General features: G+C 70.1%; 22 protein-coding genes. 6 read left to right on the forward strand and 16 right to left on the reverse strand.

Translation table 11 applies throughout. From position 1 onward, the window contains the following. The 3 genes from WMR31_RS01605 to WMR31_RS01615 all read right to left on the reverse strand — a co-directional run bounded on the left by WMR31_RS01605 (position 1) and on the right by WMR31_RS01615 (position 2,456). Positions 1-576 carry a DNA-3-methyladenine glycosylase I gene (locus WMR31_RS01605; RefSeq protein ID WP_340537017.1) on the reverse strand — a complete coding sequence of 192 codons (576 nt, stop codon included), beginning with the start codon at positions 574-576 and terminating at the stop codon, positions 1-3. Between the two features lie 132 nt (positions 577-708). After that, the gene (locus WMR31_RS01610; protein WP_340537018.1) at positions 709-1,485 is read right to left on the reverse strand and encodes an NAD(P)-binding domain-containing protein; all 777 of its coding nucleotides are present in this window, start codon (positions 1,483-1,485) and stop codon (positions 709-711) included. Then, the gene (locus WMR31_RS01615) at positions 1,482-2,456 is read right to left on the reverse strand and encodes a pirin family protein (RefSeq protein WP_340537019.1); all 975 of its coding nucleotides are present in this window, start codon (positions 2,454-2,456) and stop codon (positions 1,482-1,484) included. The genes WMR31_RS01610 and WMR31_RS01615 overlap by 4 nt, the downstream gene beginning before the upstream one ends. 146 nt (positions 2,457-2,602) lie before the next feature. Between WMR31_RS01615 and WMR31_RS01620 the strand changes: the two genes are divergently transcribed. Next, positions 2,603-3,400 carry a hypothetical protein gene (locus WMR31_RS01620; protein ID WP_340537020.1) on the forward strand — a complete coding sequence of 266 codons (798 nt, stop codon included), beginning with the start codon at positions 2,603-2,605 and terminating at the stop codon, positions 3,398-3,400. 82 nt (positions 3,401-3,482) lie between these two features. Next, positions 3,483-4,097 (forward strand): hypothetical protein, encoded by a 615-nt coding sequence (locus WMR31_RS01625; RefSeq protein WP_340537021.1) that lies wholly within the window; start codon positions 3,483-3,485, stop codon positions 4,095-4,097. Here the strand turns inward: WMR31_RS01625 and WMR31_RS01630 are convergent. Then, a complete protein-coding gene (locus WMR31_RS01630) occupies positions 4,091-4,474 on the reverse strand; it encodes a hypothetical protein (protein ID WP_340537022.1) in 384 nt (127 codons plus the stop codon). The genes WMR31_RS01625 and WMR31_RS01630 overlap by 7 nt on opposite strands. 83 nt (positions 4,475-4,557) lie before the next feature. On the opposite strand from WMR31_RS01630, the gene WMR31_RS01635 reads away from it, so the two are divergent. Further along, a complete protein-coding gene (locus tag WMR31_RS01635; protein WP_340537023.1) occupies positions 4,558-5,511 on the forward strand; it encodes a metallophosphoesterase in 954 nt (317 codons plus the stop codon). A 248-nt stretch (positions 5,512-5,759) separates the two neighbouring features. On the opposite strand, the gene WMR31_RS01640 is transcribed toward WMR31_RS01635, so the two are convergent. Then, on the reverse strand, positions 5,760-8,303 hold the full coding sequence (locus WMR31_RS01640) for an FHA domain-containing protein (RefSeq protein WP_340537024.1): 2,544 nt from the start codon (positions 8,301-8,303) through the stop codon (positions 5,760-5,762). A gap of 135 nt (positions 8,304-8,438) precedes the next feature. On the opposite strand from WMR31_RS01640, the gene WMR31_RS01645 reads away from it, so the two are divergent. Genes WMR31_RS01645 through WMR31_RS01655 form a run of 3 tightly spaced genes read left to right on the forward strand, consistent with a single transcriptional unit; the run spans position 8,439 to position 10,467 of the window. Continuing rightward, positions 8,439-9,368 carry a hypothetical protein gene (locus tag WMR31_RS01645; RefSeq protein WP_340537025.1) on the forward strand — a complete coding sequence of 310 codons (930 nt, stop codon included), beginning with the start codon at positions 8,439-8,441 and terminating at the stop codon, positions 9,366-9,368. Continuing rightward, the gene (locus WMR31_RS01650; protein WP_340537026.1) at positions 9,365-10,210 is read left to right on the forward strand and encodes a hypothetical protein; all 846 of its coding nucleotides are present in this window, start codon (positions 9,365-9,367) and stop codon (positions 10,208-10,210) included. The genes WMR31_RS01645 and WMR31_RS01650 overlap by 4 nt, the downstream gene beginning before the upstream one ends. An 8-nt stretch (positions 10,211-10,218) precedes the next feature. Then, positions 10,219-10,467, forward strand: coding sequence for a hypothetical protein (locus WMR31_RS01655; protein ID WP_340537027.1), 249 nt, complete (start codon positions 10,219-10,221; stop codon positions 10,465-10,467). A 33-nt stretch (positions 10,468-10,500) separates the two neighbouring features. Here the strand turns inward: WMR31_RS01655 and map are convergent, their stop codons facing one another. The 11 genes from map to rplE form a co-directional block, all read right to left on the reverse strand. Then, positions 10,501-11,319, reverse strand: a complete 819-nt coding sequence (map, locus tag WMR31_RS01660; protein WP_340537028.1) for a type I methionyl aminopeptidase — start codon at positions 11,317-11,319, stop codon at positions 10,501-10,503. Between the two features lie 17 nt (positions 11,320-11,336). After that, the gene (locus WMR31_RS01665; RefSeq protein ID WP_340537029.1) at positions 11,337-11,912 is read right to left on the reverse strand and encodes an adenylate kinase; all 576 of its coding nucleotides are present in this window, start codon (positions 11,910-11,912) and stop codon (positions 11,337-11,339) included. Next, on the reverse strand, positions 11,912-13,216 hold the full coding sequence (secY, locus tag WMR31_RS01670) for a preprotein translocase subunit SecY (protein WP_340537030.1): 1,305 nt from the start codon (positions 13,214-13,216) through the stop codon (positions 11,912-11,914). Before secY ends, WMR31_RS01665 begins: the two co-directional genes overlap by 1 nt. Positions 13,217-13,379: 163 nt before the next feature. Continuing rightward, positions 13,380-13,820: a 50S ribosomal protein L15 gene (rplO, locus tag WMR31_RS01675; RefSeq protein WP_340537031.1), complete on the reverse strand. Its 441-nt coding sequence runs from the start codon at positions 13,818-13,820 to the stop codon at positions 13,380-13,382. Position 13,821: 1 nt separating this feature from the next. Continuing rightward, positions 13,822-14,004 (reverse strand): 50S ribosomal protein L30, encoded by a 183-nt coding sequence (gene rpmD, locus WMR31_RS01680; protein WP_340537032.1) that lies wholly within the window; start codon positions 14,002-14,004, stop codon positions 13,822-13,824. Then, positions 14,004-14,630, reverse strand: coding sequence for a 30S ribosomal protein S5 (rpsE, locus tag WMR31_RS01685; RefSeq protein ID WP_340537033.1), 627 nt, complete (start codon positions 14,628-14,630; stop codon positions 14,004-14,006). Before rpsE ends, rpmD begins: the two co-directional genes overlap by 1 nt. A gap of 32 nt (positions 14,631-14,662) precedes the next feature. Next, complete coding sequence (gene rplR / locus WMR31_RS01690) at positions 14,663-15,046, reverse strand: 50S ribosomal protein L18 (protein WP_340537034.1); 384 nt, start codon at positions 15,044-15,046, stop codon at positions 14,663-14,665. Between the two features lie 3 nt (positions 15,047-15,049). Further along, entirely contained in the window at positions 15,050-15,589 is a 540-nt protein-coding gene (gene rplF / locus WMR31_RS01695; RefSeq protein WP_340537035.1) for a 50S ribosomal protein L6, read from the reverse strand. Between the two features lie 28 nt (positions 15,590-15,617). Next, positions 15,618-16,019 carry a 30S ribosomal protein S8 gene (gene rpsH, locus WMR31_RS01700; RefSeq protein ID WP_340537036.1) on the reverse strand — a complete coding sequence of 134 codons (402 nt, stop codon included), beginning with the start codon at positions 16,017-16,019 and terminating at the stop codon, positions 15,618-15,620. Between the two features lie 79 nt (positions 16,020-16,098). After that, positions 16,099-16,284, reverse strand: a complete 186-nt coding sequence (locus WMR31_RS01705; protein WP_011757321.1) for a type Z 30S ribosomal protein S14 — start codon at positions 16,282-16,284, stop codon at positions 16,099-16,101. Between the two features lie 3 nt (positions 16,285-16,287). Next, entirely contained in the window at positions 16,288-16,860 is a 573-nt protein-coding gene (rplE, locus tag WMR31_RS01710) for a 50S ribosomal protein L5 (protein ID WP_340537037.1), read from the reverse strand.

The raw sequence follows: 16,860 nt of genomic DNA on the forward strand, positions 1-16,860 counted from the left end.
TCAGTCCTCGCGGCGGTGGCAGCCGACCAGGTGCGGGTCGAACACGCCGATTGCCTCCATCAGCGCATACATCGTGGTGGGCCCGACGAAGGCGAAGCCCCGCTTCTTCAAGGCCTTCGACAAGGCCACCGACTCCGCCGAGGTGGTCGCCATCGACTCGGTGTCCTCGGGCGCCGGGGGGCCCGCCGGGGCGAAGGAGAGCACGAACGCCTCCAACCCGACGTCGTCGCGCAGGTCCACCGTGGCGCGGGCGTTGGTGACGGCGGCCTCGATCTTGAGCCGGTTGCGCACGATCCGCGCGTCGTCCATCAGACGGACCCGGTCGGCGTCGTCGAAGCCGGCGACCCGGTCGGCGTCGAAGCCGCAGAACACCTCACGGAAGGCCTCCCGCTTGCGCAGGATCGTCGCCCACGACAGCCCCGACTGGAACGCCTCCAAGGTCAGCCGCTCGAAGTAGGCGGCCTCCCCCGCGACCCGCCGCCCCCACTCCCGATCGTGGTAGTCGCGCATCAGGCTCGCCTCGGCTCCCGCCCACGGACAGCGCGCCACCCCGTCGTCGCCGATCAGTGGTCCCATGCGGCGGCATGTTACTGACCGTTGTGAGTACTGACCTGCGCTTGTAAGCGCAGGCCAGAGGTCACAACGGTCAGTAACAAGTCGCAACGGTCAGTAACAAGCCAACGCCAACAGGCCAACAAGCCGGCCCGGTCAGGGCGAAGGAGGCGGCAGGAGCCGCGCCAGCAGACCGTCGAGTCCGGACCGGACGGCGTCGGGGACGCCGGCGCCACGCAGGTCCCGGGCGAGCTGCTCGTTCAGCCCTCCCGGCGTCGAGTGAGCGCCGGCCAACACCGAGAAGTCGACGTCGGAACCACGCAGCTCGGGTCCGAGCTCCTCGAAGCGTGCCGCGACGTAGCGCCGGGCGGCGGCCTCCTCCACACCATGGTCGACGAGCCAGCCGGCGATGGCGGCCAGGTAGTCGTAGTAGGCCGCCACCGTGGCCGAGGCGGCGGAGAGCGCCTCGAAGGCGGACTCCTCGGCGACCGGGAGCGTGCCGCCGAGCCGGCCGAACAGCTCGCTCCCTGAGTCGGTGGCCGGGTGGACGGGCGTCTGGCTCGCGCCGCGGGCGACGGCCGGCACCGGGATGCTTCGGGAGATCTCGCGGGCCGGACCCACCAGATCGCGAAGCCGGGCCATCGACAGGTTCGCGATCGCGCTCACCACGGCCTGATCGGTGCGGAACCTCAGTCCGGAGAGGACGTCGTCGGCCTGTGCGGGCAGCACGGACACGACCACGACGTCTGCGACCTCGAGCACCTCCTGGTTGTCGCTCGCGACTTCGACGGTGGGGAAGCGCGCGGCGAGCCGGGCTGCCCGCTCTGCGTTCCGCGGCGACAGCACAACGTCGGGAGCCTCCGATGCCGAGCACAGACCGATCACGATCGACTCGGCGATCGAGCCGACGCCGAGGACGCCGAAGGTGGTCATCGGCGCTCGCGCAGCCGGGCGTTCGGCAGCTCCGGCGCCGGGATGGGCGGACGGACGTCGCCGGCGGGGACACCGAACCGGCCGTCGCTCAACGCCTCCCCCTCCCCCACCTGCTGCTGCCAGGCGCGGCGGAACTCGACGATCTCCTCGTGGGTGCGGCCCACGAAGTTCCACCACATGACGATCGACTCGCCGAACGGCGGGCCGCCGAGCAGCAGGAGACGAACGGGCTCGGCCCCCGCGGTCAGCTCGAGGCTCGCGGCACCCGGCGGAAGGTAGACGAGGTCGTGCGGTTCGGCCGGCTGCCCGGCCACGGTGAGCGAGCCCGCGTCGATCAGGACGCCGTGCTCGAACGCCGGGTCGACGTCGAGGCCCACCTCGGCGCCCGGCTCGAGGAGAAGCTCGGCGCCGAGCAGCGGGGTGGCGGTGGGGACCGGCGAGGAGTCGCCGAGCAGCGAGCCGAGGAAGACCCGCGCCTCCAGCCCGGTCTGGTGGACCGGCGACGGGACGTGGTGGACGAAGCCCGGCTCGCCGTCGCGGGCAGCGTCGGGAAGGGCGACCCAGAGCTGGGCGCCGTGCAGCGTGGTGGTGGCGTCGGTGGAGATCTCCGAATGGCTGATCCCGTGTCCGGCGGTCATCAGGTTCACCTCGCCGGGCCGCACGAAGGCGTGATGACCGGCGCTGTCGCGGTGCTCGATCTCCCCGGTGAACAGCCAGCTCACCGTCTGCAGGCCCGTGTGGGGATGCGGCGGCACGACCATGCCGCCGGATCGTGCGACGTCGTCGGGGCCGTAGTGGTCGATGAAGCACCACGCGCCGATGAGGCTGCGTTCGCGGGAGGGCAGCGTGCGGCGCACCCGCATCGCGCGTGGGCCGCCGAGCGGCACCTCGCGCGGCGTCAGCACCTCGATGCCGGTCGTCGAGCCGGCCTGACAGGTGCGCTCCGTGGGGTCGCGGTCGAGTGCGCTCATGGCGCCATTCTCGTCGCCGACGTCCACCGTGCGCGAAGGGTCATGACGGAATCGCCTCAGACGGGTTAGTTTTCACCCGGTCCGATGTCGGTCCAATGTCGCGGTCGCTCGTGTGCCCGACGCACTTCACCCCGTAGGAGCACCACATGTCGCAGTCGCCGCCGCCCCCACCGCCCCCGGGCGGATACGGCACGCCCCCGCCGCCGCCATCGGACGGCTATGGCGGTTACGGCGGTCAGCAGCCCTTCGGGAACGCCGGCTGGAGCGTCGGGAACGCCATCAACTACGGGTGGACGAAGTTCCAGCAGAACATCGTCCAGATCCTCATCGCCGGGGTCATCGTGGTGGTCGCGGTCGCGGTCTTCCAGGGACTCGGCTGGGTTATCCGCGGGGCCCTCGTCGAGGAGCGTCAGTGCACGGGCACCTCGTTGAGCAACCTGCGCTGCGACGAGGGCAGCGGCTTCTTCATCACGCTGCTCGTCTCGGCGATCTCCAGCTTCCTGTTCTTCGCCGTCTACCAGATCATCGGCGCCGGCATCATCCGCGGCGCGCTGGCGATCACCGAGGGGCGGCCCTTCGAGTACACCGAGCTGTTCAAGACCGAGCGGATCGGCTCGGTCATCGTGACCTCCATCCTCTCCAGCATCATCGTCTTCATCGGCTTCCTGCTCTGCTTCCTGCCGGGCATCATCGCCGCGCTGATGCTCACCTACGCGAACTTCTACGTCATCGACAAGGGCTACTCGCCCACCGAGGCGATCGCCGCGAGCTTCAGGTTCGTCGCCGGCGACGGCAAGGCGCTGGTGTGGGTCCTGGTCACGCTCGGCCTCTACATCGTCGGCGCGCTGCTGTGCGGCATCGGCCTGATCGTCGCGCTCCCGGTCGCGATCATCGGCACCGCCTACACCTACAAGCTCCTCAACGGCCAGCAGGTCGCCGCCTGACCTGACCGGCAGCGCCCCCGGCGCCCGGGCCCGCGCGGGTCCGGGCGCCGTCGCGTAACCCGGGGACCGTTAGATTTGCTCGATGGACGCTGAGCCGTGGGCCGGGTTCCTCGACGCACCGGTGGTCACCGACCACCCGTACGTCGGCGCCCTGCGTCTGCCGGACACCGCACTGCCCGAGGCTCCTCAGGACGCCCCTCTGCGAGCGGTCGTGTCGGGCGGAGCCGCGCAGCTGAGCGGCCCCGTCGAGCTGTCGCGGCGACGCGGACTGGACCTCACCGCGATCGAGACCGCCCTCCGCGACCTTGCCGATCCAGCGGGTAACGCCCGCAGGGTCGCCGCGGCGGCCGACGCCGCGGGCCTGGGCGGCGAGGAGCCACCGACGCTCTACGTCGCCGTCGCCGGCGAGCCCACGGCCTCGTGGCTGGCCGCGCTCGACGAGGTGGCCGCCGCCGAGCACGCCCTCACCCTCGACCTCGACGGACCCGCCCTCGAGTCGTGGATCGACGCCGCCCTCGACCGGGAGCTCCGGTTCTCCCTCGTCGGCGGCTCGCCGAGCGCCGCGGTGGAGGCGGTCCGGATCACCGCCCGCCTGTGGGGCGATCCCGGCGACCTCGCCGCGGGTCGGCGTTGGTGCCGGTCGTGGGCCTGCACCGACGTCGGAAAGGCCGTGACCGTCCTGGACGAGGCTCAGTAGCCGGGCAGGACCGGGGGCGCCGGGCGCATCGAGTCAGCGGCGAGCACGTCCTTGTGGAACCGCGTGTGGACGTACATCGGCTCGCCGAGGGTCTCGCACTTCCACCACAGACCGTGGGCCGGACCGATCACGGTGGCCCGCGGCGCCTCCCACATCACGCCCTGGACCTTCGTGAGGCTCATCTTCCCGGTGCGCAGGACGAGGATGCGCCGGTCGGTGACCACCACGATGCGGTACTCGTTGGCGAACAGGAGGATCAGCACCGACAGCAGCACCCACCATTGGTTCAGCTTCTGTGCACTGAACACCGCCTGGACCTGCTCGTCGGGTGCCAGGTACGGCCGTGCGGACTGGACCAGCTTGTCTCGGATCGCCACAGATCGGGCTCCTTCTTCATCACAGCGGGGGGCGTGGACCAGTTCCACTCTCCCCGCGAGCACCGGAGGACTAACCTGCGCCCGTGCAACTCGGTCAGTACCCGCCCCCACGACACACGATCGCGCATCTGAGCGACCCCCATCTGTTGGCCGCCGGAGCCCTGCAGTACGACGTCGTCGACCCCGAGACGGGACTGCGCCTGGCCCTGGACCGGCTCCGCCGCATCGAGCCGGCCCCTCAGGTACTGCTCTTCACCGGCGACCTCGCCGACAAGGGTCAGCCGGCGGCGTACGCCCGGCTACGCGAGCTCGTCGAGCCGGTGGCGGCCGACCTCGTCGCCGAGGTCGTGTGGACGATGGGCAACCACGACGACCGCGGCGCTTACGCCGAGGGGTTGTACGGCGATGCGCCCGGACCGGAGACGGGTGCCTCCCAGGACCGGGTGTTCGAGATCGACGGTCTGCGCATCGTCTCGCTCGACACCAGCGTGCCCGGCTATCACCACGGCGCCCTCGAGCCCACACAGTTGGGCTGGCTGGCCGATGTGCTGGCGACGCCGGCACCGCATGGCACGGTGCTCGCGATGCACCATCCCCCGATCCCCACGCCGATGCTGCCCGCCGCGGAGGTCATCGAGCTCGAGGACCAGCCGGCCCTCGCCGAGGTGCTCACCGGCACCGACGTCCGAGTGATCCTGGCCGGACATCTGCACTTCACCACCCACTCGACCTTCGCGGGCATCCCGGTCTCGGTGGCCTCGGCGTCGTGCTACACCAGCGATCCCGCCCCGAGGGATCGCTTCGTGTCCGGCGTCGACGGCCACCAGGCGATCAGCCTGGTGCACCTCTACGACGACCGTGTGGTCCACACGGTCGTGCCGCTGGCGGCGGCCCCGGAGGTCACCGGGTTCCCCGCCGACGTCGTCGAGGCATTGGAGTCGCTGAGCCCCGACGAGCGCCGCGAGCTCCTCTCCCGCAAGGACTCCGACTTCAACATCGAGCTAGAGGGTCCCTTCGACGACGAACCCGGAGGTTGAGGGACGAAGCCGCGAACGCTGGCAGCGCCGGCTGCCGGGGTTTCGTCGGCGCTCGCTGACGCTCGCTTGCTCAACCTCCGGCAGCGGGCCCGACCTCGGAGGTCGAGCACGCCGACGAGTGAGGAACGAACTCATCGGCGCAGACGAAACCTCGCACCCGACCTCGTAATCCCTGGCAAGGACAGTCGCCGGGGTTCGATCAATCAACGAGCGCTCGCTTGCTCAACCTCAGGCGGTGGAACCGCCGGTCAGTCGGCCGAGGTCGCGCTACGGCGGACCAGCCAGAAGCCGACGCCGATCGCGGCGGCACACAGCAGGCCGAGCATCGCGACGTCCATCAGGAAGTGACCGGCGCCGGGCAGGGCGATCCAGTCCTCCTTGTCACGATCCTGCTGCCCGCGGGTGAGGCCCATGGCCGACGCGCACGCCGCATAGGCCCACCGCGACGGCGAGAGCCAGGAGATCTGCTCGAGGACCGGCCGGTTGATCGCGAACAACGAGCCCGAGAGCACCAGCTGCACCATGATCATGCCGACCAACGCCGGCATCGTCTGCTCGCTGCTGGTGACCAGGGCCGACAGGCACAGTCCGATGACCGCCATCGTGAACGACAGTGCGCCGATGACCAGGGCGATGCGGAACGTCCCGGCATCGCCGTCGGCACCGGGCAGCCCGACGACCGCGATGAAGGTGACCAGGAGGCCCTGCACGAAGGCGGCCGAGCCGAGCACGATGATCTTGCTGGCGAAGTAGACCCCGGGCGAGAGCCCCACGGCGTACTCACGCCGGAAGATCGGCCGTTCGGCCACGAGCTCTCGGATCGCTATCGCGGTGCCCATCAGACAGGCCGCCACGATCAGCACGATGAGGCGCTGGGAGGCCTCCGCGGGCGAGTAGATCTTGTCGACGAGGTCGCCGAACGGCACGCCGTTCTGCATCGGCTGACACTTCATCGGACCGACCGACTCGGCGTCGCCGGGGCAGTTGAGCGTGTCGGAGAGGGACAGCCCGGAGCTCCCGGGGACGATCCGGCTCAACGCGCCCAGGATGAGCGGGAGCGCGATCAGCATCGTCAGGAGCAGCCGGTCGGCCATCACGACGGCGGCGTTGCGACGCACCATCGTGGAGAGCTGCCGCGCGAACGACTGCCGCGGCGGCGCGGGCACCGGGGCTGCGGGCGCCGGCAGCCGACCGGTGTCGGCGGACGGCGGCGGCTGGGCGATCCGGGACCACAGGTCCGGCTCGTCGAGGAGGTCGAAGACCTCGGGGTAGTTCTTCACCCCGAAGTGGTTCAGCACCCCGGCCGGCGGGCCGAAGTAGGCGATCCGGCCGCCGGGCGCGAGCACCATGACGTTGTCGCACACGTCGAGGGCCAGCACCGAGTGCGTGACCACGACGACCACCCGGCCGTCGTCGGCGAGGGTGCGCAGCTGCTTCATGACCTCGAGGTCCAGCCCGGGATCGAGTCCCGACGTCGGCTCGTCGAGGAAGAGGAGCGGCGGCGCGGTGAGCAGCTCGGTGGCGATCGAGACCCGCTTCTTCTGACCACCCGAGAGCTGGGTGCCGATCCGGTTCTCCAACCGCTCACGCAGCTGCAGCTGACCGGCGACGGTGTGGACGCGCTGAGCGCGCTCCTCGGGCTGGGTGTCGGGCGGCAGGCGCAGTTCGGCGGCGTAGCCGAGAGCCTGGCGCACCTTGAGCTGCGGGTGCTGGATGTCTTGTTGCGGCACCAGGCCGATCTGGAAACGCAGCTGGTCGTAGTGGGTGTAGAGGTCGTGCCCCTGCCAGATGACGCGACCGTGGGTGGCCGGCCGCAGACCCGTCAGCGCGCCGAGAAGGGTCGACTTGCCGGCGCCGGACGGTCCGATGACAGCGGTGAGCGAGGAGGGCTCCAAGGTGAAGGAGATGTTCTCCAGCAGCCGCTTGCCGCCGTCGACGACGACGGTGAGGCCGTCGGCGTACAGCGTGAACTCGTGCTGGGTGGCCGAGGTGACCAGCTGCGCGCCGTCCCACCGGAAGGTGAGATTGCCGAGGATGACCTCCGAGCCGGGCTCCAGCACCGCTCCCCCGGCCACCCGCGAGCCGTTGACGAAGATGCCATTGAAGCTGCCGAGGTCGTGGATCACGGTCGGCGCGGTCTGGTGGCCGAGGTCCAGACGGGCGTGGAAGCGGGACACGAGCGGGTCGTCGAGCACGATGTCGTTGGACCGGTCACGGCCGATGGTCACCGACCGGCCACCGGCCAGCTGCGGGGACAGCATCGACTGCCCGTGTGCGATCTGGCCCGGAGGCAGGTTGGCCTGGGCCACCATCGGGATCGACCCCGGCGTCGGCGGCGACGGCGGTACGTACGGAGCCTGGTACTGCGGCTGGTACTGAGGCTGCGCGGGCTGCTGGAACGAGGCCGGCGGAGGGAACGGGCCTTGGGACAGGGGCCGCTCGGTCATCGGCGGCTGGTACGGCGGCGGCTGGAACGCCTGCGGGGCGCTCCCGACCTGCCACACCGTGAGCACCTCGCCCTGCAGGTCTCCCAGCGCCAGCGTGATGGCCGTGGTCCCGAGCTGCTGAGTGGCGATCCGCTGACCGTCGAGGTAGGTGCCGCCCGAACTGGAGTCGGCGACATACCAGACCCCGCCCTGGCGCTCGAAGCTCAGGTGATGACGGGAGACGCGCGGGTCGTTGATCACGATGTCGCAGTACTGGTCGCGCCCGACGGCGACGCGGTCCTGGTCGAACTCGCGCTGTCCGTGGGGCGTCTGCACGACGAGACGTGCGCGGCTGTGGTCGATCATGTCGTGCCACACCTTAGTCGCCAGGAACCGGAAGTCTCCGCCCCGTCGGCTGCAGACGCGCCGGGCCTGACCCGCCTAGCGTGTGTCCACGCCGAGCGTGGGACGCGGCGCTGGACCGAAGGTGGAGGAGGGGCCGTGACCGGACTGGTCGGCGCCGACGTCGAGGGCCTGGAGCGCCTGGCCGCGGAGTTCGAGAGCGGCGCCCGCGAGCTGCGGGACCTGAGCTCGATGCTGTCGGGCTCGATCGACGCCGCCCGCGACTGGCAGGGTCCCGACGCCGACCGGTGCAAGCAGGAGTGGGGCACGCTCGCGCTGCAGCAGATGACCGGCGTCTCCGACGCCCTGGAGACGGCCGGACGGCTGCTGTCGGAGAACGCCCAGGAGCAGGAGCGGGCCAGTGGCGCCGAGCGCGGCGCGGCGGCCGGCTACGGCGTCCTGGCCATCTTCAGCGACCTCAAGGCGCTGGTGCAGTACCTCAAGACACCGGCCGGCCCCCTCAGCAAGGCCAAGGCGCTCTTCGACTTCCTCCGTCTGCTCCGAGCCGGCAACCTGGGCCGGATCGTCGCCTCGGCGCAACTGATCGAGGCGCTGCAGGTGTTCATGGGCGGCACGCGCACCGGCGGCATCCTCGGCAAGCTCGGACTGCCGGCACTCGGCAAACTGCTCGGGAAGGTGTTCTTGCCGGTGACCGCCATCACCGGCGCGATCGACATCGTCACCGGCGGCGGCTACGACGGCTGGCGCGGCTGGGCGACCCGCGGATTCGCCGTGGCCGGGACGGCGGGAGCGCTCACGCTGCTGGTCGGCGGCGCGGCCCTGGTCGCGAGCGCTCCCATCACCGCGACCGTCGCCGCCGTCGGCGTCGCCGCCTATGGCCTCTGGTCGGCCGGCAACTACCTCGTCGACCACTGGGACTCGGTCAAGTCCGCCGGCACCCGACTGGGCTCGGCGGTCTACCGCGCCTCCACCGAGGCCTGGCAGGGCGTCGTCAACGGCTACCAGGAGGCGCTCGGCTGGGCGCGTGGCCTCCTCGGCGGCACCCGACCCGTAGGAGCAGGAGCATGACCGCGACCGAACTCGACTACGACGCCACCAAGGCCGATCCGTCCGGCCGCACCGACGAGGTGTCGACGATCCCCCTGGAGACCCTCACCGACGAGGAGCTCTCGGTGCTCGCGCCCGACCAGGGCGTGGTGGTGATGCCCGTCCTGACCGAGCTGCCGCCGGGCGAGCTCGACGCCGTGCGTCGCACCGCGTTCCGCGGTCTGGTGGCGCGCGGCATCGTCGACCCGCCGGAGGCCGAGAGCCTGGCCGCAGCGCAGGAGGGGGCGGCCTCGGGCGACGTCGCGCTCGAGCTGCGGGTCCGCAACGACGTCCTCTCCGCGCTGACCCTGCGCCAGAGCGCGTCCGCGGTGATCGCGGCCGGCCGGACCACCTCGACCGGGCAGGACTTCTGGTACGCACACCTCGTCGAGGACGTGGTGCTGCTCGAGGAGGTCAGCCTCGACGGCCTGCACCACTTCGCCCTGGGTCGCGCCCGCGACCTGGGCACGCTGCTGGAGGGCGCTGTGCTGCACCCGGAGGCCACCGACGGCGAAGGGCTCGACGTCGAGCTGGCGGTCGCCCCGGACTCCGACGCGCCGGCCGAGCTGCTCGAGGTCCTCGGTAGGGCCTACCTGCGCGCCGACGTCCTGGTGGTGCGGCGCGAGGGCTCCGAGACTCCCCTGCCCGACCTCACCGGCCTGTTCACCGGCCCGCAGGGCTCCTGGTCGGTGTTGGCCCGGCCCGGCTCGCAACGTGCGTGGGCGACCCCGGAGACCGTCGCGGAGCTCCGTACCAGGGTGCGGGCCATGGCGAGCCTGGCGAGCGCGGCCACCGCCCCCGGACGCCAGGGGCCGACGTCATGATGCACGGGATGGACACCGAGAGTGTCCAGGCGCTGGCGAGCCGGATGGCGGAGGTGGCCGACCGGGTGCGTGCGCTGGAGTCCCGCCTCACCTCGAACCTCGCCCACACCGAGTGGGTCGGCGCGGACCGGTCCCGCTTCGAGTCGGAATGGTCGGCCCAGCACGTCGTCGCCCTCCGCCATGCCGCCGAAGCCCTCGACGACGCCTCCCGCGTCGCCCTGCAGAACGTCCGCGAACAGGACTGGGCGTCGGGCTGATCGCCATCCGCACGGTGCGAGTCGACGCGTCGGTCAGTCGCCGCCGTAGGGGACGCCGAGGGCCTCGAGGCGGGCGCGGCCGCCGTCGAGGGCGGTGAGGACCCAGGCGCCGTCGGGGGTGAGGGTGAAGGTGTGCTCGTAGTGGGCGGCCCAGGAGCCGTCGGTGGTGACGACGGTCCACTCGTCCTCGAGGACGTCGACGTCCGGTGAGCCGACGGTGATCATCGGCTCGACGGCGAGGGCGAGACCGCGCACGAGCTTGGGGCCGCGGCCGGGCCGGCCGTAGTTGGGGACGTCGGGGGGCTGGTGCATCTGGGAGCCGATGCCGTGGCCGGTGTAGTCCTCGAGGATGCCGTAGTCCCCCTGGGAGGCGACATAGCTCTCGACGGCGTGGGAGATGTCGCTGACCCGGCCGCCGAGGCGGGCGGCGCCGATGCCGCGCCACAGCGACTCCTCGGTGACCGTCATCAGCGCGCGGATCTCGTCGGACACCTCGCCGAGCGCGATCGTGGTGGCCGCGTCGCCGTGCCAGCCGTCGACGATCGCGCCACAGTCGATCGAGACCAGGTCGCCGTCGGCGAGCACGCGGCTGCCGGGGATGCCGTGCACCACCTCGTCGTTCACCGAGACGCAGAGCGAGCCGGTGAAGCCGTGGTAGCCCAGGAACGACGGCGTCGCGCCCAGCCCGCGGATGTGCGACTCGGCGGCGGCGTCGAGCTCCCCGGTGGTCAGGCCCGGCCGGGCCAGGTCGGTGACCAGCTCGAGGGTCCGGGCGACGACGAGGCCGGCGGCCCGCATGCCCTCGATCTGCTCGGGCGTCTTGATCTCGACGCCGCGGTCGCGCCAGCCCATGCTCGGCTCAGGGCCGATCAGGACTCGGGGATGATGTCGAGCGCCGCGAAGACCCGCGTGGTGACCTCGACGACCTCGCCCATGCCGTCGACCTCGACCAGGATTCCGCGCTCGCGGTAGATCCCGATGAGCGGCTCGGTCTCGGCGGCATAGACCTCCTGCCGCTTGCGGATGACGTCCTCGGTGTCGTCGGCGCGGCCGTCGGTGAGCGCCCGCTTGAGCAGGCGCGCGACGAGCTCCTCGGAGTCGACGGTGAGGCAGACGGCGGCGTCGAGGCGGTGCCCGGTGGCCACGATCATCGCGTCGAGCTCGGTGACCTGCGCCGTGGTGCGCGGGTAGCCGTCGAGCAGGAAGCCGGGCTCGGCGTCGGGCTCGTTGATGCGATTGCGCACCATCTCGTTGGTGACCTCGTCGGGGACGTACTCCCCGGCGTCCATGTACTGCTTGGCGGTGACCCCCAGCTCGGTGCCCGCGGAGACGTTCGCGCGGAAGATGTCACCGGTGGAGATCGCCGGGATGCCGAAGTGCTCGGCGACCGAGGTGGCCTGGGTGCCTTTGCCGGCCCCGGGCGGGCCCATCAAGATCAAACGCATCAGCGGAGGAATCCTTCGTAGTTGCGCTGCTGGAGCTGGCTCTCGATCTGCTTGACCGTGTCGAGGGCGACCCCAACCATGATCAGGATCGAGGTCCCGCCGAACGGGAAGTTCTGGTTGGCGTCGATGAGCACCAGAGCGATCAGCGGGATCAGCGAGATGAGACCGAGGTAGATGGCTCCCGGCAGCGTGATGCGGGACAGGACGTAGGACAGGTAGTCCTCGGTCGGCTTGCCCGCCCGGATCCCGGGGATGAAGCCGCCGTACTTCTTCATGTTGTCGGCCACCTCTTGGGGGTTGAAGGTGATCGAGACATAGAAGTAGGTGAAGAAGATGATCAGGGCGAAGTAGACCGCCATGTAGAGCGGGTGGTCGCCCTTGACGAAGTGGTCGTTGATCCAGCCGACCCAGCTGGGCGGGTTCGGGTTGTTCTGGTTGAACTGGACCGCCATCGCCGGCAGGTAGAGCAGCGAGGAGGCGAAGATGACCGGGATGATGCCGGCCTGGTTGACCTTGAGCGGGATGTAGGTCGAGGAGCCGCCGAACATCTTGCGCCCGACCATCCGCCGGGCGTACTGCACCGGGATGCGGCGCTGGGCCTGCTCGATGAAGATGACCGCGGCCACCACGATCATGCCGACCACGATGACGATGCCGAAGGTCCACCAGCCCTGGGTCTTGCCGACGGCCCACAGGGCGGCCGGGAAGGTGGCCACGACCTGGGTGAAGATCAGGATCGACATGCCATTGCCGATGCCGCGCTCGGTGATGAGCTCGCCGAGCCACATGATGACGGCGGTGCCGGCGGTCATCGTGACGACCATGACGATGAACGTCGAGAGGTTGTCGCTGTGCAGCAGCGGCTCGCTGCAGTTCTGCAGCAGGTTGCCCGAGCGCGCCAGCGCGACGATGCCGGTGGCCTGCAGGACGGCGAGGCCGAGGGTCAGGTAGCGGGTGTACTGGGTGATCTTGGTCTGCCCGGCCTGGCCCTCCTTCTTCAGCGCTTCGAGCCGTGGGATCACCACGACGAGCAGCTGGAGGATGATGCTGGCGGTGATGTAGGGCATGATCCCCAGCGCGAACACCGTCAGCTGGAGCAGCGCTCCGCCGGAGAACAGGTTGATCAGGGTGTAGACGCCCTCGCTGTTGGCGTCGTCGCCGAGGCACTGCTGGACGTTGGCCATGTTGACCCCGGGCGCGGGGATCTGCGAGCCGGCCCGGAAGATGACGATGATCGCCAGGACGAACAGCAGCTTCTTGCGCAGATCCGGGGTACGGAAGGCGTTGACGAACGCGGCGAGCACGTTTCCTCTTTCTCCAGCAGATGAGACCCGGACCCGGCTGCTCCGGTGACAGAGCGCGTCCGCAGGGCCCGGGGAAGCCTAACAGGCACGACAGGGGCGCCCCTACTCAAGGGACGCCCCTGACAGTGTGCCCCGATGCTCCCGGGGTTGTCGTCGATTCGGTTCAGGCGAGGGTGACCGAGCCGCCGGCGGCCTCGATCTTCTCCTTGGCCGAGGCCGAGAAGGCGTCCGCGGTGACGTCGACCTTCACGGTGAGGTCGCCCTGGCCGAGCACCTTGACCGGCTGACCCTTGCGGACCGCGCCACGCTCGACGAGGGAGGCGACGGTGATCTCGCCGCCCTCGGGGTAGAGCGCGTTGATCCGGTCGAGGTTGACGACCTGGAACTCGACCTTGAAGGGGTTCTTGAAGCCCTTCAGCTTGGGCAGGCGCATGTGGATGGGCATCTGGCCACCCTCGAACGCCACCGGCACCTGGTACCGGGCCTTGGTGCCCTTGGTACCGCGGCCGGCGGTCTTGCCCTTGGAGGCCTCACCGCGACCGACGCGGGTCTTGGCCTTCTTCGCGCCCGGCGCGGGGCGCAGGTGGTGCAGCTTGAGCGTCATGTCACTCGACCTCCTCGACCGTCACCAGGTGACGGACGGTGTGGACCATGCCCCGGATCTCCGGACGGTCCTCCTTGACGACCACGTCACCGATGCGCTTGAGGCCCAGCGAGCGAACGGTCTCGCGCTGGTTGGCCTTGCACCCGATGGTGGACTTCTTCTGCTGGATCTTCAGCTGTGCCATCAGGAGTTCACCCCCGCGGCGGCCTCGGCCGCCTCGACCTTGCCCTCGGCCTGCGCCTTGAGCAGAGCCGCCGGCGCGACGTCCTCGACCGGGAGGCCGCGACGCGAGGCGACGGCCTCGGGCTGCTCGAGCATGCGCAGCGCCTCGACGGTCGCGTGCACGATGTTGATCTGGTTCGACGAGCCGAGCGACTTGCTCAGGACGTCGTGGATGCCCGCGCACTCCAGGACGGCGCGCACCGGGCCACCGGCGATGACGCCGGTACCGGGCGAGGCCGGGCGCAGGAAGACGACACCGGCCGCCTTCTCACCCTGCACCGGGTGCGGGATGGTGCCCTGGATCCGGGGAACCCGGAAGAAGGCCTTCTTGGCCTCCTCGACACCCTTGGCGATCGCCGCGGGCACCTCCTTGGCCTTGCCGTAGCCGACGCCGACCATCCCGTCGCCGTCACCGACGACGACGAGGGCGGTGAAGCTGAAGCGCCGACCACCCTTGACGACCTTGGCGACACGGTTGATGGCGACGACGCGCTCGAGGTACTGGCTCTTCTCGGCACCCTGGCCGCGACCACCGTCGCGTCCGCGGCCCTGCCGGTCGCCGCGCTGTCCGCGCTGCGGTCCACTCATGAGTCTCTACTCCCTGTTCTGGTCGGACTGGCTTAGAAGGTCAGCCCGCCGGAGCGGGCCCCGTCTGCCAGGGCCGCGATCCGGCCGTGGTACTTGTTGCCGGCGCGGTCGAAGACCACGGCGTCGACGCCCTGGGCCTTGGCGCGCTCGGCCACGAGCTCACCCACCCGGGTCGCCTTGGCGGTCTTGTCGCCGTCGAGGGACCGCAGGTCCGGCTCCATGCTGGAGGCCGAGACCAGGGTCTTGCCGACCAGGTCGTCGACGACCTGGACGGTGATGTGCTTGCTGGAGCGCGTCACGACCAGGCGCGGGCGCTCGGCGGTGCCGCTGAGCTTCTTGCGGCCGCGGACCTGACGCTTCAGGCGCGAGGCAAGCCGCTTCGAGGCGTGCTTCTGCTGCTTGATCTTGATGGCCATGGACTACTTACCAGCCTTTCCGACCTTGCGGCGGATGTGCTCGCCGGCGTACCGGACGCCCTTGCCCTTGTACGGCTCGGGCTTGCGGAGCTTGCGGATGTTGGCGGCGACCTCACCGACAAGCTGCTTGTCGATGCCGGCGACGCCGAGCTTGGTCGGACCCTCGACGGTGAAGGTGATGCCCTCGGGCGCGTCGAAGATGATCGGGTGCGAGTACCCGAGCTGGAACTCCAGCTGGGTGGGGCCCTTGGACAGAACGCGGTAACCGACGCCCACGATCTCGAGCTTCTTCTCGTAGCCCTCGGTGACGCCGACGACCATGTTGTTGACCAGGGTGCGGGTCAGGCCGTGGAGGGCCTTGCTGTTGCGCTCGTCGTCGGGACGCTTGACGTCGAGGACGCCGTCGCCCTTCTCGACCACGATCGGGGCGGCGACCTGGTGCGACAGGGTGCCCTTGGGGCCCTTGACGGTCACCAGCGCGCCGTCGATCGCGACGTCGACACCGGACGGGACCGCGACGGGGAGCTTGCCAATGCGCGACATGCTGTGTTTCTCCTATCTCGGTCTCAGGTCACCAGACGTAGGCGAGGACTTCGCCGCCCACGCCCTTCTGGTTCGCCTGGCGGTCGGTGAGCAGGCCCTGGCTGGTCGAGATGATCGCGACGCCGAGGCCGCCGAGGACCTTGGGCAGGCCGGTGTGCTTGGCGTAGACGCGCAGACCGGGCTTGCTGATGCGGCGCACGCCGGCGAGCGAACGCTCACGGTTGCGGCCGTACTTCAGCGTGATGGTGAGCGTCTGGCCGGGGCCCTCGTTGTCGGCCACGTCGAAGGCCGCGATGTAGCCCTCCTGCTTGAGGATCTCCGCGACGCCCTGCTTGAGCTTGCTGTAGGGCATCGAGACCTCGTCGTGGTACGCCTGGTTGGCGTTGCGCAGACGAGTCAGCATGTCTGCGATCGGGTCAGTCATGGTCATGGGTTGGTTGTTCTCTCTCTTCTGTGGTTTCCCGCGCTCACAAGGAGGGGGGACCTTCAGCGGTTGGTGTGGCTGGTTGTCACCAGGAGGACTTGGTCACGCCGGGCAGCTCGCCGCGGTGGGCCATCTCGCGCAGGCAGATCCGGCACAGGCCGAACTTGCGGTAGACGGCCTTCGGGCGGCCGCAGCGCTGGCAGCGGGTGTAGCCGCGCACGGCGAACTTGGGCTTGCGTGCGGCCTTGACCTTGAGCGCGGTCTTCGCCATGACTCAGTTCTCCTTGAACGGGAAGCCGAGCTGCTTGAGCAGCGCGCGCCCCTGGTCGTTGGTGGTGGCGGTGGTGACGATGGTGATGTCCATGCCCCGCTGCCGGTCGACCTTGTCCTGGTCGATCTCGTGGAACATGACCTGCTCGGTCAGGCCGAAGGTGTAGTTGCCGTTGCCGTCGAACTGGCCCGGGTTGAGTCCGCGGAAGTCGCGGATGCGCGGGAGGGCGATCGACAGCAGGCGGTCGAGGAACTCCCACATGCGGTCGCCACGCAGGGTGACGTGGGCGCCGATCGGCATGCCCTCGCGCAGCTTGAACTGGGCGATGGACTTGCGCGCCCGGGTGACGGCCGGCTTCTGGCCGGTGATCGCGGTCAGGTCGCGGATCGCGCCCTCGATCAGCTTCGAGTCGCGGGCGGCCTCGCCGACACCCATGTTGACGACGATCTTGACCAGGCCGGGGACCTGCATGACGTTGGCGATGTCGAACTCCGACTTGAGCGCCGGGACGATCTCCTCGCGGTAGCGCGTCTTGAGACGCGGGGTGACCTTCTCGGCCACGGCTGCCTCGCTCAT

The sequence above is a fragment of the Nocardioides epinepheli genome, from assembly GCF_037936805.1.
Classification (GTDB): Bacteria; Actinomycetota; Actinomycetes; order Propionibacteriales; family Nocardioidaceae; genus Nocardioides.